General features: G+C 69.5%; 17 protein-coding genes. 13 read left to right on the top strand and 4 right to left on the bottom strand.

Annotation, left to right across the window (positions count from 1 at the left end; translation table 11 throughout):
- The first annotated feature begins 48 nt into the window (after positions 1-48).
- Entirely contained in the window at positions 49-2,760 is a 2,712-nt protein-coding gene (gene polA, locus DFJ64_RS00450) for a DNA polymerase I (RefSeq protein WP_245940865.1), read from the top strand.
- A gap of 73 nt (positions 2,761-2,833) precedes the next feature.
- On the opposite strand, the gene DFJ64_RS00445 is transcribed toward polA, so the two are convergent.
- Positions 2,834-3,595 (bottom strand): class I SAM-dependent methyltransferase, encoded by a 762-nt coding sequence (locus DFJ64_RS00445; protein WP_245940864.1) that lies wholly within the window; start codon positions 3,593-3,595, stop codon positions 2,834-2,836.
- A 247-nt stretch (positions 3,596-3,842) separates the two neighbouring features.
- Between DFJ64_RS00445 and DFJ64_RS00440 the strand changes: the two genes are divergently transcribed.
- The 3 genes from DFJ64_RS00440 to rpsA all read left to right on the top strand — a co-directional run bounded on the left by DFJ64_RS00440 (position 3,843) and on the right by rpsA (position 7,958).
- A complete protein-coding gene (locus DFJ64_RS00440) occupies positions 3,843-5,147 on the top strand; it encodes a M18 family aminopeptidase (protein ID WP_211310442.1) in 1,305 nt (434 codons plus the stop codon).
- A 1-nt stretch (position 5,148) separates the two neighbouring features.
- Positions 5,149-6,111 (top strand): phosphotransferase family protein, encoded by a 963-nt coding sequence (locus DFJ64_RS00435; protein ID WP_245940863.1) that lies wholly within the window; start codon positions 5,149-5,151, stop codon positions 6,109-6,111.
- A 356-nt stretch (positions 6,112-6,467) separates the two neighbouring features.
- Positions 6,468-7,958, top strand: coding sequence for a 30S ribosomal protein S1 (gene rpsA / locus DFJ64_RS00430; RefSeq protein ID WP_115848635.1), 1,491 nt, complete (start codon positions 6,468-6,470; stop codon positions 7,956-7,958).
- An 86-nt stretch (positions 7,959-8,044) separates the two neighbouring features.
- On the opposite strand, the gene DFJ64_RS00425 is transcribed toward rpsA, so the two are convergent.
- A complete protein-coding gene (locus DFJ64_RS00425) occupies positions 8,045-8,398 on the bottom strand; it encodes a hypothetical protein (protein ID WP_115848634.1) in 354 nt (117 codons plus the stop codon).
- 320 nt (positions 8,399-8,718) lie between these two features.
- Here DFJ64_RS00425 and DFJ64_RS00420 point away from each other — a divergent pair, with 320 nt between their 5' ends.
- The 4 genes from DFJ64_RS00420 (at position 8,719) to DFJ64_RS00405 (ending at position 12,942) form a co-directional block, all read left to right on the top strand.
- The gene (locus DFJ64_RS00420; protein WP_147304552.1) at positions 8,719-9,288 is read left to right on the top strand and encodes a hypothetical protein; all 570 of its coding nucleotides are present in this window, start codon (positions 8,719-8,721) and stop codon (positions 9,286-9,288) included.
- A 104-nt stretch (positions 9,289-9,392) separates the two neighbouring features.
- The gene (gene coaE / locus DFJ64_RS00415; protein WP_115848632.1) at positions 9,393-9,998 is read left to right on the top strand and encodes a dephospho-CoA kinase; all 606 of its coding nucleotides are present in this window, start codon (positions 9,393-9,395) and stop codon (positions 9,996-9,998) included.
- 35 nt (positions 9,999-10,033) lie between these two features.
- On the top strand, positions 10,034-12,145 hold the full coding sequence (uvrB, locus tag DFJ64_RS00410) for an excinuclease ABC subunit UvrB (RefSeq protein WP_115848631.1): 2,112 nt from the start codon (positions 10,034-10,036) through the stop codon (positions 12,143-12,145).
- The gene (locus DFJ64_RS00405) at positions 12,145-12,942 is read left to right on the top strand and encodes an inositol monophosphatase family protein (protein ID WP_245940862.1); all 798 of its coding nucleotides are present in this window, start codon (positions 12,145-12,147) and stop codon (positions 12,940-12,942) included. Before uvrB ends, DFJ64_RS00405 begins: the two co-directional genes overlap by 1 nt.
- Before the next feature lie 31 nt (positions 12,943-12,973).
- Here DFJ64_RS00405 and DFJ64_RS00400 read toward each other — a convergent pair whose 3' ends face one another.
- Together DFJ64_RS00400 and DFJ64_RS00395 are read right to left on the bottom strand one after the other, a co-directional pair.
- Complete coding sequence (locus tag DFJ64_RS00400; RefSeq protein ID WP_115848629.1) at positions 12,974-13,324, bottom strand: hypothetical protein; 351 nt, start codon at positions 13,322-13,324, stop codon at positions 12,974-12,976.
- Between the two features lie 226 nt (positions 13,325-13,550).
- Positions 13,551-13,934 carry a phage holin family protein gene (locus DFJ64_RS00395; RefSeq protein ID WP_211310441.1) on the bottom strand — a complete coding sequence of 128 codons (384 nt, stop codon included), beginning with the start codon at positions 13,932-13,934 and terminating at the stop codon, positions 13,551-13,553.
- 158 nt (positions 13,935-14,092) lie between these two features.
- Between DFJ64_RS00395 and DFJ64_RS00390 the strand changes: the two genes are divergently transcribed.
- From DFJ64_RS00390 to DFJ64_RS00370, 5 genes are all read left to right on the top strand, one after another.
- Positions 14,093-16,270: a HelD family protein gene (locus tag DFJ64_RS00390; RefSeq protein WP_245940861.1), complete on the top strand. Its 2,178-nt coding sequence runs from the start codon at positions 14,093-14,095 to the stop codon at positions 16,268-16,270.
- A 47-nt stretch (positions 16,271-16,317) separates the two neighbouring features.
- Complete coding sequence (gene clsA / locus DFJ64_RS00385; RefSeq protein ID WP_211310681.1) at positions 16,318-16,968, top strand: cardiolipin synthase ClsA; 651 nt, start codon at positions 16,318-16,320, stop codon at positions 16,966-16,968.
- Between the two features lie 47 nt (positions 16,969-17,015).
- Entirely contained in the window at positions 17,016-19,514 is a 2,499-nt protein-coding gene (locus tag DFJ64_RS00380; RefSeq protein WP_115848627.1) for a sugar phosphate nucleotidyltransferase, read from the top strand.
- 81 nt (positions 19,515-19,595) lie between these two features.
- On the top strand, positions 19,596-20,555 hold the full coding sequence (locus DFJ64_RS00375) for a DUF881 domain-containing protein (protein ID WP_170152453.1): 960 nt from the start codon (positions 19,596-19,598) through the stop codon (positions 20,553-20,555).
- Positions 20,552-20,884 carry a small basic family protein gene (locus DFJ64_RS00370; RefSeq protein WP_115848625.1) on the top strand — a complete coding sequence of 111 codons (333 nt, stop codon included), beginning with the start codon at positions 20,552-20,554 and terminating at the stop codon, positions 20,882-20,884. The genes DFJ64_RS00375 and DFJ64_RS00370 overlap by 4 nt, the downstream gene beginning before the upstream one ends.
- The last annotated feature ends 9 nt before the right edge of the window (positions 20,885-20,893 follow it).

Here is a 20,893-nt window from a genome sequence, read left to right as displayed (position 1 = left end):
TCGGGGCGGACCGCTCGGGCTGTCGGAGCCGGCGGCTAGAGTCGCTACGTGGTCGCCAACGACGCATCCCGCAACCGACGGTTGGACGAGACCCCTCGCCTTCTGCTCCTTGACGGCCATTCCCTGGCGTATCGGGCATGGTTCGCCTTACCAGCGGAGAACTTCTCGACCGCGACGGGGCAGACGACCAACGCCGTGTACGGCTTCACGTCGATGCTCATCAACATGATCCGGGATGAGCAGCCGACCCACATCGCGGTCGCGTTCGACGCCGGGCGGCAGACGTTCCGGGCGGAGGCCTACGCCGAGTACAAGGCGAACCGCACCTCGACGCCGGAGGAGTTTCGCAGCCAGCTGTCCTTGATCAAGGAGGTCCTCCAAGCGCTGCGGATTCCCTACCTGCAGGTGGAGGGGTACGAGGCCGACGACATCATCGCCACGCTCGGCGACCAGGCGGTGGAGCAGGGTTTCGACGTGCTGGTGTGCTCCGGCGACCGCGACACCTTCCAGCTGGTGTCCGATCGGCTGACCGTGATCTACCCCACCCGGGGTGTCTCGGAGGTGACCCGAGTCACGCCGGAGGAGGTGCAGCGTCGCTACGCCATCCCGCCCGAGCGCTATCCCGATCTCGCCGCGCTGGTGGGGGAGACCAGCGACAACCTTCCGGGCGTCCCGGGCGTCGGACCGAAGACCGCGGCCAAGTGGCTCAACCAGTTCGGCTCACTCGACGATCTCGTGGCGCGAGTCGACGAGGTCAAGGGTAAGGCGGGGGAGTCGTTGCGCGCCCACCTCGGCCAGGTCCTGCAGAACCGCCAGATCAACCAGCTCGTCCGCGACGTGCCTCTGCCCGTCCGACCCGACGACCTGGCTCTCCAGCCGTGGGATCGCGACGCGGTCCACCAGGTCTTCGACGCCTTGGAGTTCCGCGTTCTCCGGGACCGGCTGTTCTCCACCTTGCAGGCGCCCGAACCGGAGGCGGAGCACGGCTTCCAGATCGACGGCAGGAAGCTCTCGCCCGGCGAGGTCGGTGGCTGGCTGGAACAGCACGCCAAGGGCGACGCTCGGATCGGTGTCGCGGTCGAGGGCAGCTGGGGCCGAGGCACCGGGGACGTCTACGGTGTGGCTCTCGCCGCGCCCGACGACGCCGCCGCGTGGATCGACCCGACAGAGCTGACGCCCGACGACGAGCGCGCGTTGGCCGACTGGCTCGCCGATGAGCGCTACGAGAAGGCCATGCACGACTCCAAGGGGCCCATGCTGGCGATGGCCGCACGCGGCTGGACGCTGCGCGGCGTGACCAGCGACACCGCCCTGTCGGCCTACCTCGTCCGACCCGACCAACGCTCCTACGAACTGTCCGACCTGACCCTGCGGTGGCTCCAGCGGGAGCTCCGCTCGGACGAGCCGGACAACGGCCAGCTCACCCTCGACGGCGTCGACGAGGAAGGTGGCGTCGCCCACCGGTCCATGGTCGCGGCCCGGGCGATCATCGACCTCGCCGCGACCCTGGACGCCGAGCTCGCCGACCGAGACTGCGATCGGCTGCTGCGAGAGGTCGAGCTTCCCCTGGTCGAGGTGCTCGCGCGGATGGAGCGCGCCGGCATCTGTGTCGACGTCGACTACCTGTCCGAGCTCGAGGCCCACTTCGCGGGCAAGGTCAAGCAGGCCGCCGACGACGCCTACCGCGTCATCGGCGAGGAGATCAACCTGGGCTCGCCCAAGCAGCTGCAGGTCGTCCTCTTTGACAAGCTCGGCATGCCCAAGACCAAGCGGACCAAGACCGGCTACACCACGGACGCGGAGGCGCTGCAGCAGCTCTACGCCCAGACCGGGCACCCGTTCCTGGCGCACCTGCTGGCTCACCGCGACGCGGCGAAGCTGCGCTCGACGGTCGAGGGCCTGCTCAAGACCGTCGCGGACGACGGGCGGATTCACACGACGTTCAACCAGACGATCGCGGCGACCGGACGACTTTCGTCGACCGACCCCAACCTGCAGAACATTCCGATCCGCACCGAGGAGGGTCGACGCATCCGCGAGGCCTTCGTCGTGGGCGAGGGTTACGACTGCCTCCTCACCGCTGACTACAGCCAGATCGAGATGCGGATCATGGCGCACCTGTCCGGCGACGAGGGTCTGATCGAGGCCTTCCACTCGGGCATGGACTTCCACGCCGCCACGGCGTCGCGCGTCTTCGGCGTGCCGGCCGAGCAGGTCACCCCCGACATGCGAGCCAAGATCAAGGCGATGAACTACGGCCTGGCCTACGGCCTGTCGGCGTACGGCCTGTCGCAGCAGCTGCGCATCGAGGCCAGTGAGGCGCGGGCGCTGATGGATGAGTACTTCGAGCGCTTCGGCGGCGTGCGCGACTACCTGCGCGGGGTCGTCGAGGAGGCTCGCAAGACCGGCTACACCCAGACCATTCTGGGGCGCCGCCGCTACCTGCCTGACCTCACCAGCGACAACCGGCAACGTCGGGAGATGGCGGAGCGGATGGCGCTGAACGCCCCGATCCAAGGCTCGGCCGCCGACATCATCAAGGTCGCCATGCTCGGTGTCGACCGGGCGCTGCGGGAGTCGGGGCTACGGTCGCGCATGCTCCTGCAGGTGCACGACGAGCTCGTGGTCGAGGTCGCGCCCGGTGAGCGTGACCAGGTGGCGGAGATCCTGCGCCGGGAGATGGGCGGTGCCGCGCAGCTGACCGTGCCGCTCGACGTCTCGATCGGCCAAGGTCGAACCTGGCACGAGGCGGGCCACTGAGGTCTCGGGACCGGCGCGAGCCACGAGGTCGACGCACGGCTCGAGGTCGCGGGTGGCGCGGCGACGGCCGAGGTCAGCCGCTCTCCCGGACGCAGCAGAAGATCACGGTGCCGGGAAGACGGCTGCCCCGCAGCGGACTCCAGCCTCCCCACGTCCGGCGGTGTCCGTCCGGCCACTCCGGCTCCACGAGTCGTCGCAGGCGGAAGCCCGCTTCCACCAGCAGGTCGACCCAGTCGCCGAGCGTTCGGTGGTGCTCGACATAGGAGACCTGGCCGCTGGGATCGGTCTCGACGTACGGCGTCCGGTCGAAGTAGGAGTGCCGAGCCACGAGTCCTCGCGGGCCGGGGTCGTCCGGAAACGCCCAGCGGATGGGATGGCTGACGCTGAACACCCACCGCCCGCCCGGGCGCAGGACGCGGGCCACCTCCCGCAGCACCGCGCCCGCGTCGGCGACGAAGGGGAGTGCGCCGAACGCCGAGCACGCCACATCGAAACAGCCTGTGGCGAACGGCAGAGCCGCCGCGTCGGCGCACACGGCCGGCACGATCTGCCCGGTGGCGTCGTCCAGCCGGCGCGCGTGTTGCAGCTGACGGAAGGACAGGTCGACGCCGACGGCCAAGGCGCCCTGGGTTCGGAGCCATCGGGCGCATTGGGCGGCGCCACAGCCGACCTCCAGTACCCTCGCGCCGCGGACGTCACCGAGCAACCGGGCTTCGGCCTCGTCGAGTCCTTCCGGGCACCACACGAAGCCGACGTCGCGGAGGAAGTCACCGTGCTCGCGCTGGTAGTCGTCGGCGTTGGCGTCCCACCAGCCGCGGTTGGCTCGGGTGGTCACCGCGGGATCCCTCGCGAGGTGCTGAGGCGAGCCCGCGGCGGAGTCGTCGGCGCACGGAGTGCCGGCGGACGGTCGGTCCGCATGGGTGTGGGATCGGACGTCTGGCACGGATCCAGTCTCACCTGGGCCGGACCACCGCCCGGAGAGGGCCGCCGGGCGTATGGCGTTGGGTCCGCTGCCTCAGCGGCAGCGTCGGGTCAGCCCAGCGGCAGCGATCAGCTCGGCGGCGCGGCCTAGGATGCTCCGCATGACGGCCGCAGCTTCTGACGCGTTCTTCCACGCCGACCAGATGTGCGCGTTCATCGACGCCGCACCGTCGCCCTTTCACGCGTGCGCCGAGGCGGCGGCCCGGCTCGAGGCGGCCGGTTTCCAGGAGCTGGAGGAGACCGAACGCTGGCCCCGCGAGGCGGGGCGCTACTACGTCCGGCAGTCCGGCTCCCTGGTCGCGTGGAGCACCGAGGCCGCGCGCGGCCCGGGTACGCCGTTCCGGATCGTCGGCGCTCACACCGACAGCCCGAACCTCCGCATCAAGCCCTACCCCGACCGAGCCCAGGCGGGCTGGCAGCTGCTGGCCGCCGAGCCGTACGGCGGGGCGCTGCTCAACTCCTGGCTGGATCGGGACTTGGGGCTGTCCGGTCGAGTGAGCGTCCGGGCAGCCAAGGGTGTCGAGGAGCGGTTGCTCAAGGTCGACCGTCCCATCCTGCGCGTGCCCCAGCTGGCCATCCACCTGGACAGGGAGATTCGCGAGACCGGCGTCCGACTCAACCCGCAGCAGCACCTGCACCCGGTCTGGGGTGTGGGCACCTCGCCGGCCGACTTCACCGCTTTCCTGGCCGACGAGCTCGAGGTCGCGGCGGAGGACATCGTGAGCTGGGAGCTCATGACACACGACGTCGCGCCGAGTCGGCGGATCGGCCGCGACGGCGACCTGGTGAGCGCGCCTCGTCTGGACAACCTCGGGACGACCTACGCCGGCCTGCAAGCGCTCCTGAGCGCCGTGGAGTCTCCGACCGAGGGCGTCGTGCCGTTGCTGGTCCTCTTCGACCACGAGGAAGTGGGCAGCGTGTCCGAACGCGGCGCGGCGTCCACCCTCCTGCCGAGGGTCCTCGAGCGGGTCGTCCTCGCGGCCGGCGGTGACCGGGAGGACCTGCTTCGGGCCTTGGCGGGCTCGATCTGCGCGTCCGGTGACATGGCGCACGCGACCCATCCGAACTACCCCGACCGCCACGAGCCCGCTCACCTGATCCAGGTGAACGGCGGGCCAGTGCTCAAGGTCAACGTCAACCTCCGCTACGCGACCGACGCGCGGGGCGCGGCCGCGTTCGCCCGGGCGTGTGAGCAGGCCGGGGTGCCGATGCAGCGGTTCGTCAACCGGGCGGACCTGCCGTGCGGCTCAACCGTGGGTCCGATCACGGCGGCCGGCATCGGGGTCACGACGGTCGACGTCGGCGCGCCCCAGCTCGCGATGCACTCCGCTCGTGAGCTGTGTGGTGCGGCGGATCCCGGCATGTACGTCGCCGCTCTCGCGGCCTTCCTCGCACCCGCCGACTGACGTGGAGGGACCGAGCTCCGCCGCAGGCCTCGTCCACGCGGCCCGGGCGCTCCTGGGCGCTGACGTACGTCCGCTCGACGGCGACAGCGGTGAGGTGTTCCTCGTGGGAGTCGCCGGCGAAGAGGCGGTCCTTCGCCTGTACGCCCGTGATCCCGCTCGGGCGGCGGTCGACGCGGCCTTGCTCGCCTTGGTACGCGGCCTGCTTCCCGTGCCACGGGTGTTGGAGCAGCGGGTGAGGGGGACACCGGAGGCGCCGGCGTTCCTCCTGCTCGAACGACTGCCCGGTGTTCGTCTGGACCAGTGGCTTCCCGAGGCGGACGCCGACCTTCGGGCGCGAGCCGGCGGCAGCGTCGGCAGGGTTCTCGCCCAGCTCGCCGGCATTCCCTTCCTGCGCGCCGGTGAGTTCGTCGGCGCCGAGCTCAGGATCGAGGCACGGGCGAGGTCCGCGTCCCTCGTCGACCTGGTGGAGGACCGGCGGACGCGCGGGGCACTCGCGGCCCTGTCCGAGGAGGACCTCACCGGGCTGGTGGAGGTCGCCCGTTCCGCCGAAGACATCCTCGACCGCGGCGGGGAACCTCGGATCTGCTTGGTCCACGGTGACTTCGACCCGAGCAACCTTCTCGTCGACCCCACGACCGGTGAGGTGACCGGCGTCCTCGACTGGGAGCTCGCGCACGCTGGCACTCCCCACACGGACCTCGGTGCCTTGCTGCGCTTCGAGTCCGACGCGACCTTCGCCGAAGCCGTCCTTCGCGCCTACGCGTGGCGTGTCCCAGGTATCGCGACGAATCCGGACAAAGCCGACGACCTGGGCGCGCTCGTCGAGCTCGCCCGGGCCGCCGACCTCCCAGCGCTCCTCGACGCCGCCATGCGCAGCGACGCCGCCGCGACCGCGGCGATCCGACTCCTCCAGGCCACGGCGCGATGCCGTAATCTTGCCGCAGGACGGCCGACATGGCCCTGACACCGGAGCCGGACAAGCTGGAACCTTAGGGCGTCGCGCCCCTCGCGGGCGTGCTCGGTGTGTGCGCCACCAGTGGATGCCACCAGTGGACGATGTCGGGACGCGGCGAGGACGCCGCGGGCAGTCACGGCGGTCGCGACGCGCGGGGGTCGCGTTGACCCTGATCGCGGCGTGCCCGTATCCTGACCTGAGCGCTGTGGGCCTGCGCGACCTCGGACGGAGCAGGCTCGCGCTCTGATCTGTCGAAATCCCCCGGTTCCGGCTCCACGCGGCGCCCGGTTCCCTCGGCAGTACGATCCAGGGTCCACGCGCGCATCGACACGACGATTACGCCATATATCGGAGCCACCATCCAGATGACGAGCAGTATTGAGGCCCCGCTGAACGACGCAGCACCGGCCCAGCAGGACACGCCGCAGGTCGCGGTGAACGACGTGGGTTCGGAGGAGGCCTTTCTCGCCGCGATCGACGAGACGATCAAGTACTTCAATGACGGTGACATCGTCGAGGGCACCGTCGTCAAAGTCGACCGGGACGAGGTCCTGCTCGACATCGGCTACAAGACCGAGGGCGTGATCCCCGCTCGCGAGCTGTCGATCAAGCATGACGTCGACCCCAGCGAGGTCGTGCAGGTCGGCGACCGAGTGGAGGCGCTGGTCCTGCAGAAGGAGGACAAGGAAGGCCGGCTGATCCTGTCCAAGAAGCGCGCTCAGTACGAGCGGGCCTGGGGCACGATCGAGCGGATCAAGGAGGAGGACGGCGTCGTCACGGGCACCGTCATCGAGGTCGTCAAGGGCGGCCTCATCCTCGACATCGGCCTCCGCGGCTTCCTGCCCGCCTCCCTGGTCGAGATGCGTCGGGTTCGCGATCTGCAGCCCTATGTCGGTCGGGAGCTTGAGGCCAAGATCATCGAGCTGGACAAGAACCGCAACAACGTGGTCCTGTCTCGGCGCGCTTGGCTGGAACAGACCCAGTCCGAGGTCCGGCAGAACTTCCTGCACCAGCTGCAGAAGGGCCAGATCCGCAAGGGTGTGGTGTCCAGCATCGTCAACTTCGGCGCGTTCGTCGATCTCGGCGGTGTCGATGGCCTGGTGCACGTCTCGGAGCTGTCCTGGAAGCACATCGACCACCCGAGCGAGGTCGTCGAGGTGGGCCAGGAGGTGACCGTCGAGGTCCTCGATGTCGACCTCGACCGCGAGCGGGTCTCCCTGTCGCTGAAGTCGACCCAGGAAGACCCGTGGCAGCAGTTCGCCCGGATGCACCAGATTGGTCAGATCGTGCCGGGCAAGGTCACCAAGCTGGTGCCGTTCGGTGCGTTCGTCCGGGTCGAAGACGGCATCGAAGGCCTCGTGCACATCTCGGAGCTGGCCGAGCGCCACGTCGAGATCCCCGAGCAGGTGGTCCAGGTCGGCAACGAGGTCATGGTCAAGATCATCGACATCGACCTCGAGCGCCGTCGTATCTCGCTGTCGCTCAAGCAGGCCAACGAGGGCGGCGAGGCGATCGTCGAGCACTTCGACCCCACGCTCTACGGCATGGCCGCCGAGTACGACGAGCACGGCAACTACAAGTACCCGGAGGGCTTCGACCCCGAGACGGGCGAGTGGCTGCCGGGCTACGAGCAGCAGCGCGACGAGTGGGAGCGGGCCTACGCGGAGGCCCACGCCCGCTGGGAGGCGCACAAGCGGCAGATCGAGGCGGCCGCCGCGGCCGAGTACGCCGCCAGCGGCGAGGGCTCGGACTCCTCCTCGTACGCCTCGGAGGAGCAGTCCCAGCCGGCCGAGGGAACCCTGGCGTCCGACGAGGCGCTGGCGGCCCTGCGGGAGAAGCTGACCGGCCAGAGCTGAGATGTGTCGGACTCGACGAGTCCGCATGGATGAGGCCCCGCCCGGACCCGGGCGGGGCCTCATCGTCGTCCTCCCGACCGTCGGGGTCAGTCGTTGGTGGACCACCCCAGGCCGTAGACCACGTTGACCAACACGATGCCCAGCCAGGCGACGAGGACACCCACGAAGCCAGCGGACTCCGAGGCGATCGCGGTGAGCGGGATCGCGACGCCCAGGGAGACGATCGCCAGCGCCAGAGCATGGTCGTCTCTGCTCCGCCGCTGGTGACGGCGGCGCCGCTCCTGCTCGAGGGCGCGCCGCAGGTGCTGGGCGACCCTGGTCTCGATGGCCTCGTCGATGCGGTCGACAAAGGAGTCGACGAGCGCCGGTTCGAAGTCGTCGCCCAGCTGGCTGCGGACGCGCAAGAGCGCCTCGGCCTCGTCGCGGGGAAGCTTCGGCACGCCTCCGTTATACGGCACGATGCCGTAGCTAGCCCTGGATTCGCCAACGACGGGGTTCGTCCCGGCTTTGGTGAGGGTGCGGACGAGGAGGCGGGCCGTCGGGTCCGAGCAGGACGGGGTCGGCGAAGGTCGCGCGTGAAAGCCGTGGATGTCCGCAGACGGGGGCAAGCCGGGCCAGCCCTGCAACGGTTCGTCAACCACGTCCTGCGCCCATAGCCGGCCTGGCGCGTCTGACGCGAACGAGCGCATACCCCGCAAAGCGCGTCGGCGTCTTTGGCAGCGCCCTGTCCGATGCTCGTCAGGTCGGTGACACTGGAGACGTGCACGAGCTCGGATGGCAACCCGCAGGCGTGGGCCTGTTCGTTCCGGGGCGCCGGGACGACGCGCTCGTGGCCGAGGTACGCGAGGTCGTCGACCGGTTGGGCGGCTTGCAGGACCCGGTCGTCCGCCGTTGCTCGCCGATGACGTCCTTGGCGTTGCTCGACGCGGACCCGATCGAGGTCGTGGTCGACGGCTCGGTCTTCGAACGTCCCTACACGGACGAGAAGCTCGCCTTCGGGTTGGGGGACCGGCTTCGGGAGCTCCTCCTGGCGCTCGCGGTGACACTGCGCCCGCTGTACGCCTCGATCGTCTTGGAGGCGCCGTTCCTGTCGCCGAAGGACCTGCTCGTGACGCCGGAGCCAGACCTGTTCCTCGATGCCTGGTTCGACCTCACGCGGCTCAACACCAGCATCGTCCAGGCCTACACCGGCGCGCACATGGAGCGGGTGGGATCCGGCTTGTACGTCTCGACCAGGGCTCCGTTCAACCCTGAGCGGTTCGACGAGCCGCTCGCCACGAGTCTGGAGCGGGCGCGGCGGGCGATGGCTCAGGTGGTCGCACACGGCTGAGCGAGGCGGCAGGCTGGTGAGACGCGCGACGGCGCGTCACGATCGTGTCTTTCTCGCGTGTCGTGACGGTGGTGTGGCGCCGAGCGTCACGGTAGGGTCCGGGCGTGCTGCGAGTGGGGTTGACGGGCGGGATCGGCTCAGGCAAGAGCGAGGTCGCCAGGCGCCTCGCCGCGCACGGAGCGGTCGTCATCGACGCCGACCTCTTGGCCCGCGAGGTCGTGGCTCCGGGCACCGAGGGCCTCGCGGAGGTGGTGAAGGAGTTCGGTGAGGACGTGCTGACCAGCGATGGCGCGTTGGATCGCGCGGCGCTGGCGCGGATCGTCTTCGCCGATCCCGACTCCCGCCGCAGGTTGGAAGCCATCGTGCACCCGCGGGTGCGCGCCCGCGCCGCGGCACTGGAGGCGGCGGCCGTGGCGGCCGACTCCTCGGCAGTGGTGGTCCACGACATCCCCCTCCTGGTGGAGACGGGTCAGGCCGAACGCTTCGACGTGGTGATCGTGGTGGACGTCCCGGAGGAGATCCAGGTCGACCGCCTCGTGCGGATGCGTGGGATGACTCGCGACGAGGCACGATCGCGGATCGCGGCCCAGGCGTCGCGGCAGGAACGCCTGCGGGCCGCCACCATCGTCATCGACAATTCGGGAGATCTCGCCGATCTGGACGGGAAGGTTCACCGGGTTTGGGAGGAGTTGCGCCGCCGGGCGACCTGAGTGGGGTTGTCAGCGGTCCCGGCTACGGTGGTCTCATGCGTCCGGTCACAGACATCGTCCGCAAGGTGGCGCCGTTCAAGGTCGTCTCCGAGTTCGAGCCCTCGGGTGACCAGCCTCAAGCGATCGAGGAGATCGTCCGCCGGATCGAGGCGGGGGAGAAGGACGTCGTCCTCCTGGGCGCGACGGGTACCGGTAAGACCGCGACGATCGCCTGGGTGGTCGAGCGGCTCCAGCGGCCGACGCTCGTGTTGGAGCCGAACAAGACGCTGGCGGCGCAGTTCGCCAACGAGCTGAGGCAGTTCTTCCCGCACAACGCGGTTGAGTACTTCGTCTCCTACTACGACTACTACCAGCCCGAGGCGTACGTCCCGCAGACCGACACGTACATCGAGAAGGACGCCTCGATCAACGAGGAGGTCGAGCGCCTGCGGCACTCCGCGACCAACTCGCTCCTGACCCGGCGCGACACGATCGTGGTGGCCACCGTCTCGAGCATCTACGGTCTGGGCACACCTCAGGAGTACGTCGACCGCATGGTGCGGGTACGCGTCGGTGAGGAGCTCGACCGCGATCAGCTGTTGCGCCGCCTGGTCGAGATGCAGTACGCGCGCAACGACGCCGCCGGAACCCGCGGCACCTTCCGGGTCCGCGGGGACACCCTCGAAGTCTTCCCGATGTACGAGGAGATGGCGGTTCGCATCGAGTTCTTCGGCGACGAGATCGAGCGTCTGTCGACGCTGCATCCTGTGACCGGCGAGATCGTCACCGAGGACGAGGAGCTGTACATTTTCCCGGCGTCCCACTACGTCGCCGGTCCCGAGCGCATGGAACGCGCCATCCGCGGCATCGAGCAGGAGCTGGAGGAGCGCCTCGCCGAGCTTCGGCGACAGGGCAAGCTCCTGGAGGAACAGCGACTGCGGATGCGCACCACGTACGACATCGAGATGATGCGCCAGATCGGCACCTGCGCCGGCATCGAGAACTACTCGAGGCACATCGACGGTCGTCCGCCCGGCTCGCCCCCGAACTGTCTGCTCGACTACTTCCCCGAGGACTTCCTCCTGGTCATCGACGAGTCGCACGTGACCGTGCCGCAGATCGGCGGCATGTACGAAGGCGACATGTCCCGCAAGCGCACGCTCGTCGAGCATGGGTTCCGGCTGCCCTCGGCGATGGACAACCGTCCACTGCGGTGGGAGGAGTTCCTGGAACGCATCGGCCAGACCATCTACCTCTCCGCGACGCCGGGCCCCTATGAGCTGTCGAAGGCCAACGGTGTGGTGGAACAGATCATCCGGCCCACCGGTCTGGTCGACCCCGAGGTCATCGTCAAGCCCACCAAGGGGCAGATCGACGACCTCATCCACGAGATCCGGATGCGGGAGGCCCGCAACGAGCGGGTCCTGGTCACCACGCTGACCAAGAAGATGGCCGAGGACCTCACCGACTACCTGCTCGAGCAGGGCATCCGGGTCCGTTACTTGCACAGCGAGGTCGACACGCTGCGTCGGGTCGAGCTGCTGCGCGAGCTGCGCCTGGGCGAGTTCGACGTCCTGGTCGGCATCAACCTCCTCCGCGAGGGTCTCGACCTTCCGGAGGTCTCGCTCGTGGCAATCCTCGACGCTGACAAGGAAGGCTTCCTGCGGTCCGGTACGAGCCTCATCCAGACCATCGGCCGGGCGGCCCGTCACGTTTCCGGTCAGGTGATCATGTACGCCGACTCGATCACCCCGTCGATGCGCAGCGCCATCGACGAGACCAACCGGCGGCGTGCCAAGCAGATCGCCTACAACAAGGAGAAGGGCATCGACCCGACCCCGCTGCGCAAACGGATCGCCGACATCACGGACATGCTGGCCCGGGAGGACGCCGACACCCAGAAGCTCCTCGGTGGCGCCGGTCGGCAGCGCACCCGTGGCAAGGCGCCGGTCCCAGAGTTGGCCAGCCGCCGGGCCGAGGTGGGCAGGCACGCGAAGGATCTCGCGGCTCTGCCGGCCAGCGAGCTCGCCGACTTGATCCAAGAGTTGAACGACCAGATGAACGCCGCCGCCGAGCAACTGCAGTTCGAGCTCGCGGCGCGGCTGCGTGACGAGATCGCGGAGCTGAAGCGGGAGCTGCGCGGTATGCGTGAGGCTGGCGTGGTGTGATGCGGGACTTCCCAGACGAGCTCGCGACGGCGTTGGAGCTCGCCGAGTGGGCGAGCTGGCGGATCACTGGCGCTCGGCCGCTGGCTGTGACCTCCAAGGCCCACGCGGCGGACCTGGTGACGGAGACCGACCGGGAGATCGAGCGCCGGGTACGCCAGGTGCTCACCGAGCGCTTCCCTTACCCCGTCGTGGGAGAGGAGTACGGCGGTCGCCCCAGTACCGACGGGCTGACGTGGTACGTCGATCCCGTGGACGGCACGACGAACTACGCCAGCGGGTTGCCGTGGTGCTCGTTCAGCTTGGCCCTGGCGGACGCGGACGGCCCGGTTCTCGGCGTCGTGGCCGACCCCTTCCACGGCGAGGTGTTCAGCGCCGTTCGGGACGGGCCGGCGTTGCGGAACGGAGTCCCGATCAAGTGCCGAGACGCGACCAGTCTCTCCGGCGAGATCGTGGTGAGCGAGTGGGCGGCGCACCGACCTTGGCCGGGCATGCCGACGATGCTGCGGCGGCTGGCCGACATGCACTGCACTGTGCGGATCATGGGCTCGTCGGCGCTGTCTCTGGTCAGTGTCGGCGCTGGCCGAGCGGTTGGCGGGGTGATCGGTGAGTTCAGTCCGATCGATGTGCTCGCGGCCATGCTCATCGCCTCGCGTGCTGGCGCGGTGGTGCTGGGAGAGGACGGCAAGCCGGCATGGTTCCCGCACTCCGGCGGCATCTTGGTTTCCGCGCCAGGTGTCAGTGACGTCTTGTGGAGGGCATGGACCTTGCCTCCCGGGTCTGGGCCCGAGGAGGATTGAGCGCCACCTGGCGTCTCACGACGTGCGCGCGTCACGACGAGCGCGCAGGGTTGGCCGGGCGCAGTGTTGCGGCGGGGTACCAGCTTCTGGCCCCGGTGTCGTCGAGCGTGACTCGGCCGTACCATCCGTCGGTCTCGCGAACCCACCAGTCGAGTCGTCCCGGCCACCAGCGACCGTCGACGAGCACCAGGACAGGCTTGGCTGGGGAGACTCTTCGAGACCCGGTCCGCGCCTCGCGTGGGGTGTGGCCCGCGTTCATCGAACGCGCCAACGCGGTCGCTTCGGCCTCGGACAGGTCCTGGCGGCTGTGCCAGCCGTTGACGGCGGCGTCCCATACTCCGAAGCCCTGCGAGCTCTTGCGCACTGCGAAACGATCGATCACGTTGCCTGTCCTCCTGGTCGGTCTTAGGGCAGGGGAACAGGTCGAACCTATGTTCGAATGTTAGTGCGATTGGCGTCTCGATGGCTCGGGTGGGCGGTGACAGCCGGTCAGTCGTGGCGGTGCGTGACGACGTGGCGCCGGGTCGCGGCGACCGACGCTGTGTCCCTCACAAGGCCGTCCCTCACAAGGCCCCGCACGAGGCCACGGAGAGCGTTGCTTCCGCGCGTCAGCGCTTGTCGTACTTGTCCGGAACGACCAGGCTCAACACGAAGCTCACGATCGCGACGACGAGCGCACCCCAGAAGCCAGCCCAGAACCCGTCGACGGTGAACGCGAGCCCGAGCTGGTTGGCGAGCCATCCCACGAGCAGGAACAGCAGCGCGTTGACGACGAGGGAGATCAGCCCCAGCGTCAGGATGTACAGGCCGCAGCCGATCACCTTGATGATCGGCTTGAGGACGGCGTTGACGATCCCGAAGATCACGGCGACCGCGAGCAAGGTGCCGATCCGTTGGGTGGTGGTGCCGGCACCGAGCTCGATCCCCGGCACCAGCGTGGCCGCCCACAAGGCGAGCGCGTTGATGATGACGCGTACGGCGATGGCGATCACAGGACCGATCCTCGCACGCTTGAGCCCACGACGGCACCCGTAGGTCGCTTCCAATCTCGCAGATCTGGGCGTCCTCGGTGTCCGCCACCGCGGACTAGACTTTCCCGATTGCCTGATTGTCGACCGCGCCCAAGGCCGGTCATGCGACAGGGGGATCCGTGGAGCCCACCACAATCGAGCAGGAGATCCGTCGCGAGCAGGAGTACGTGGACCGCGTCTACACGCGTCTGGACGAGATGGTGGAGCGGGTAGCGGAGGTCCGTCGCGACGGACACGCGCGGGGCTTGTTGGACTACACCGGGGAGATCAAGGAGGACGACTACCGCAGCCTGTTCGAGCGAGATGCGCTCGTCGATCACGCCGTCCGACGGTTGGCCGTGCTGGAGGCCCAGCGGGAAGGGCTCGTCTTCGGGCGACTCGACCAGCGGGACGGCGAGGTGCGCTACGTGGGGCGGATCGGAGTCCGAGACGCCGAACACGAGCCGCTCGTGATCGACTGGCGGGCTCCGGCGGCGGCGACCTTCTACCAGGCGACGGCGGTGGAGCCGATGGGCGTCGTGCGCCGCCGCGTCTTGCGCTGCCACGGTCAGCGAGTGGTCGGCATCGAGGACGATCTGCTCGACCCTCAGGCCGCGCCGCCTCACATGCACGTGGTCGGTGACGGAGCGTTGATCGCCGCGCTCACCGCGGCCCGTGGCCGGCGCATGCGGGACATCGTGGCCACTATCCAGCGGGAGCAGGACACGATCATCCGTGCTCCCTCCTCGGGAGTGACGATCATCAGCGGAGGGCCCGGGACGGGCAAGACCGTCGTCGCGCTGCACCGAGCCGCCTACCTCCTCTACACCGAGCGCCGACGTCTGCAGGGCGGTGGTGTCCTTGTCGTCGGCCCATCGCCGGTGTTCATGACCTACATCGAACGGGTCCTGCCGTCGCTCGGCGAGCACGACGCCACCTTGCGCTCCGTCGGTGAGATCGTCGACGGCATCGTGGCCACCCGGTCCGACCCCTACGACGTCGCTGTTGTCAAGGGTTCCTTGCGCATGCGGCGGGTGCTCTCGCGGGCCGTGCGCGAGGCGGCGCCGGGCGTCCCTCGCGAGCTGCGCCTGTACGGTGCCGGACGTCAACTACGGCTGGACGCCGACGAGCTCGCCGCCGCCCGTCGAGCGGTGGTGCGGCGCAACCGGTACAACCGCGCGCGAACCGACGCGGCGCGCGCGTTGGTCGCCGCCCTGTGGCGCAAGGTCGGGGAGGAAGCCGGTGTTCCACGGGAGGACTTCATCGCTGACGTCACCTCCCGGGACGCGTTCTGGAGCTTCGTCCAGGCCTGGTGGCCAGTCCTGCGCCCGGAGGAGGTGCTGGCCTGGCTCGCTGATCCGGACCGGCTGGCTCGCGCGGCCGACGGTGTGCTCCGGCCAGACGAGATCGATGCGCTCGCCCGCTCGTGGTCCACCACGGACGAGTGGTCGGTGGAGGACGTTCCCCTCCTGGACGAGCTCGCCTGGCTGCTCGGTGAGCCACCCGAGCCTCCTCGACCACAGGACCCGGACGACACCGACGACGTGCGCATCGGCGACGTCAACGCTGACGCCGCCCCGGCGCGGGAGGCGGATGGTTATGCCCACGTCCTGGTCGACGAGGCGCAGGACCTGTCTCCCATGCAGTGGAGGATGCTCGGACGACGGGGCCGCTACGCGAGCTGGACGATCGTGGGCGACCCGGCGCAGAGCGCGTGGCCGGACCCCGCGGAGGCCGCCCGCGCCCGCGACGCGGCCCTCGGCGACCGTCCGCGCCGCGAGTACCAGCTGACCACCAACTACCGCAACTCCGCCGAGATCTTCGCGCTCGCTGCCGACGTGATCCGGGCGGTGGACTCTGACGCGCCCCTTCCCCGAGCGGTCCGAACCACCGGAGTCCACCCCACCCACCTGGATGGCGAGCCGCTCGCCGACACGCTGCGCGACGCGGTCGCGCGCATGCTGGAGGAGGTGGAGGGAACTGTCGGGGTGATCCTGCCCACAGCGCGGCAAGCCGAGGCCACGTCGTGGTTGGACGGCCTCGCCGCCGATGATCGCGTGGTCGTGACGACCGCCCGGGCGAGCAAGGGTCTGGAGTTCGACGCCGCCGTCGTCGTCGAGCCGGAGGCGATCGCCCGTGAGAGCCCCGTCGGTACCCGAACCCTTTACGTCGCCCTCACGCGAGCGACGCAGCGGTTGGTGACCGTGGGTGGTGACGAGAAGTGGCGGGCACGTCTCGGCGAACTCGTCACCAGGTCGCCGTCCGACGAAACGCGAGATTCATCCGGCCACGACGGCCCGGCCGCCGGTGCGCCGTGACCGGGAGGCCAGGCCGGCGGCCAGGTACTAGGGTTTCCGGCAGGCCCATCGTGGTGCTGCGGAGGGGGAAGCAGGTGGCGGGGCGGGTCGAAACGTACTCTGGCGAGCGAATCTTCACGCTGCCCAACGTGTTGAGTTTCGTCCGGCTCGCTGGCGTTCCGTTGTTTTTGTGGCTCGTGCTCGGTCCGCGAGCTGACGGGTGGGCGGTCGTGGTCCTTGCCGTGTCGGGTCTGACCGACTGGTTCGACGGCCAGCTCGCTCGCCGTCTGGGGCAGGTCAGCACGCTGGGCAAGCTGCTCGACCCGCTCGCCGACCGCCTCTACATCCTGGCCGTCCTCGCCGGGCTGCTCCTGCGGGGCATCGTCCCGGTGTGGCTGGTCCTCCTCATCGTCTCGCGTGAGGTGGTCCTCGGCATTCAGATCCTCGTGCTCCGGCGCCACGGGTACGGCCCCCTGCCGGTGCACTTCCTCGGGAAGGCGGCGACGTTCTGCCTGCTCTACGCGTTCCCCCTGCTCTTCCTCGGCCACGGCGAGGGAGGCTTTCCCCTGGCCGCCAAGGTGGCGGGCTGGGCGTTCGCCATCTGGGGCGTGGGTCTGTACTGGTGGGCGGGGATCCTCTACCTCGCACAGGCGCGCGAGCTCCTCCGACGCGGGACGCCGACGCCACCGACCGTCGAGGGGGACCGGCTGCGTACCTGACACCACAGCCGATCAGCTGGTCGGCAGAGGACCGCGAAGGAGGGGGCATGAAAGCCGTCGTGATGGCTGGCGGTGAGGGCACCCGCCTGCGTCCGATGACCACGAGCATGCCCAAGCCACTCCTTCCGGTGGTCAACCGGCCGATCATGGAGCACGTCCTGCGGCTGCTGCGCCGTCACCACCTCACCCAGACCGTCGTCACCGTCCACTTCCTCGGGTCGATGGTGCGGTCGTACTTCGGCGACGGTGAGGACCTCGGCATGGAGATCACCTACGCGACCGAGGAGAAGCCCCTCGGCACGGCGGGGAGCGTGAAGAACGCCGCGGCGGCGCTGTCAGACGACACCTTCCTGGTCATCTCCGGCGACGCGCTCACCGACATCGACCTCACCGCCCTCATCGACCATCATCGACGCTCCCAGGCGCTCGCGACCGTGTGCCTGACGCGCGTACCGGACCCGCTGGAGTTCGGCATCACGATCCTGCGGGAGGACGGCCGCATCGAGCGTTTCCTCGAGAAGCCGACCTGGGGCCAGGTCTTCTCCGACACGGTCAACACCGGCATCTACGTCATGGAGCCGGAGATCCTGGCCGCCGTCGGCGAGGCGGAGAACGTCGACTGGTCCAGCGACGTCTTCCCGCGGCTGTTGGAGGCTGGCGCCCCGCTCTTCGGCTACGTCGCGGACGGCTACTGGGAGGACGTCGGCACCCACCGTAGCTACCTCAAGGCCAACCACGACGCCCTGGCCGGGAAGGTCCACATCGACATCGACGGCTTCGAGGTCGCCCGAGGCGTGTGGGTCAACGAGGGAGCCGAGGTCGACCCCGACGCCGTGCTCAAAGGCCCGCTCTACGTGGGCGCGTACGCCAAGGTCGAGGGCGGGGCGGAGCTCCGCGATCACACCGTCGTCGGCGACAACGTCGTGGTGCGCAGCGGGGCGTTCCTGCACCGGGCCGTCGTCCACGACAACGCCTACATCGGCCCGCACGCCAACCTGCGCGGCTGCGTGGTCGGCAAGAACACAGACGTCATGCGCGGCGCACGCATCGATGACGGGGCCGTCGTCGGCGACGACTGCGTGATCGAGGAGGAGGCGGTCCTCCACCCCGAGATCAAGGTGTATCCGAGCAAGACCATCGAGGCGGGCGCAGTCGTCAACCAGAGCGTCATCTGGGAGTCTCAGGGCCGCCGGGCGCTGTTCGGCCCACGCGGGGTGAGCGGCATCGTCAACGTCGAGATCACCCCCGAGCTGGTTGTCCGACTGGCCTGTGCCTACGCCACGACCCTGCGCAAGGGAGCGACCGTGCTCACGGCTCGGGACACCTCCCGATCCGCTCGGGCACTCAAACGCGCCGCGATCGCGGCGTTCACCTCCAGCGCACTCGATGTGTACGACCTGGAGGCAGCACCGAGTCCGGTCGCTCGGTGGGAGGCGGCGCGCGGCAACGTCGACGGTGGTTTGCTCATCCGGACCACACCGAACCGCCCCGACTCGGTCGACCTGGTCTTCCTCGACGAGCGTGGCGCCGACCTGTCGCTGGCCGCTCAACGCAAGGTGGAGCGGGTGCTGGGTCGACAGGAGTTCCGGCGCGCGTTCCCCGGCGAGATCGGCGACCTCGGCTTCCCCTCACGGATCGCCGAGAGCTACGTCCGCGACCTCCTCGACAGCCTCGACACCTCGGGCTTGGCCGACGCGCACCTCAAGGTCGTCGTCGACGCCGGACGCGGGACGGCTGGGCTCCTGCTACCCAACCTGCTCGGGCGGCTCGAGATCGACGCGTACCTGGTCAACGCCGGCCTCGATGAGCGCAGTCCCACCGAGACGCTTGAGCAGCGCAGCACCGCCATGGCCAACCTCGCCGAGCTGGTGGCCTCCTCCCGCGCGGCGCTCGGCGTGCGCTTCGATCCCATGGGTGAGCGGATCTCCCTGGTCGACGAGACCGGCACGCTCATCTCCGACGAGCGCGCGCTGTTGATCTTCGTCGACCTGGTCGCGGCGGAGGCGGCCGGCGGGCACGTCGCCGTCCCCGTGACGACCACCCGGGTCGCCGAGCGCGTGGCACGGTTCCACGGTGTCGACGTCTTCTGGACCAGTACAGCCCCCGACGCCCTCGCCACCGCTGCCGCCCACGACGGGCTGCTGCTCGCTGGGGACGGGCGGGGTGGGTTCGTCGTCCCCGAGTTCTCCCACGCCGTCGACGGCTTCGCCGCCTTCGTCCGGCTGGTCGGCCTGGTGGCGCGAACCCGGCTGCCTTTGTCCGAGATCAACGCTCGGATCCCGCGCGCGCACCTGGTCCAGCTCGCGGTACCGACGCCGTGGGCCAGCAAGGGCGCCGTGATGCGGGCCGCTCTCGAGGCTGCCGACGGCCGCTTCGTCGACACCACCGACGGCGTTCGAGTGGTGGAAAACGACGGCTCGTGGACTCTGGTGCTGCCCGATCCAGCCGAGGCGGTGACACGCGTGTGGGCCGAGGGCCCCACGACCGAGCGCGCGACCGCCTTGGCGCACCAATGGGCCGACCTGGTCACCCGCGCTGGGCAGTGAGACCCGACACCGACGAGAGGCGGCGCGTCACCTGGCGACGCGGAGGTACCGCGTGCCCGACGACATGACACGATGGTCCCTATGGCCGAGGGGAAGGGGGAGTCGCCCACACCACGCCTGACGGGCGAGGCGTCGGGCCCGTCGGGCGAGGCGTCGGGGGCGCAGCGACAGCGCTCGACCGTCGTCCGGCCAGGCATGTGGCCCGGGGCGGTCGGTGAGCTCCGCCGCGACGACTCCATGTCCCTGATGCGAGAGCTGGTCACCCACGCTCTCGACGACGGCTACGTCGCCGCTGCCGCCCGCAAGGGTGCCAACCAGGGACGCAGCCGACGCGGCCTGAGCGGCACTCTCGTGGTCCTGGCGTTGCTCGGCTTGCTCCTGACCGTCGCCGCGACACAGACCCGGCAGGCCGCGCCCGCGGTGGCGAAGGAGAAGGCGGAGCTGCTGGAGCGGATCAAGGCCGAGGCCGCGCTCAACGACAGTCTGCGGGAGCGGGCGAACGCACTGCGGGAGGAGGTCACCGCCCTCCAGAACGAGGTGCTGGCCAGCACCGAGAGTGGTCAGAACTTGAGCGACCGGCTGGCGACCCTCGACCTGTACGCCGGTACCAGCCGGGTGGAGGGCCCAGGGCTGCGCATCACGATCGACGACGCTCCCGTCGACGACGTGGCGGACCCGTCCGCCGCCGACGGACGCATCCTCGACATCGACCTCCAGCAGGTTGTCAACGGCCTCTGGTGGGCCGGCGCGGAGGCGATCGCGATCAACGGTGAGCGGCTCACCTCGGTGACCGCGATCCGCGGCGCGGACCGATCAATCACCGTGGACTATCGCCCGCTCGCCCGCCCTTACGTGGTGGAGGCGATCGGAGACCCCAAGACATTGGAGGCGCGCTTCGCCGAAAGCCCGGGTGGCGAGTGGCTGCGCAACCTCCACGCGGTGCACCATATACGTCTGGAGACGGAGGCGGTCGACAAGCTCACGCTGCCGCCTGACTCAGGAACCAAGCTTCGGTACGCGCGGACGGAAGGCACCCAGTGATCGCGACGATCGGCCTCCTGGTCGGAATCATCGTCGGGCTGCTTCTCCAGCCCTCGGTGCCGTTATGGCTCCAGCCGTACCTCCCGATCGCGGTGGTCGCCGCGCTCGACGCGGTCTTCGGCGGCTTGCGTGCGCTGGTCGACGGCATCTTCGACGATCGGGTCTTCGTCGTCTCCTTCATCGGCAACGTCGTGGTGGCGGCCCTCATCGTCTACCTCGGGGACCAGCTCGGTGTCGGCGCGCAGCTGTCGACAGGAGTGGTCGTCGTCCTCGGAATCCGAATCTTCTCCAACATGGCGGCGATCCGGCGACGACTGTTCAAGGCCTGACGCGGACCG

It is taken from the genome of Thermasporomyces composti (genome assembly GCF_003386795.1).
Taxonomy (GTDB): Bacteria; Actinomycetota; Actinomycetes; order Propionibacteriales; family Actinopolymorphaceae; genus Thermasporomyces; species Thermasporomyces composti.
The sequence above is the reverse complement of the archived record's forward strand: the minus strand, read 5'-3'. Positions and strand labels throughout refer to the sequence as shown.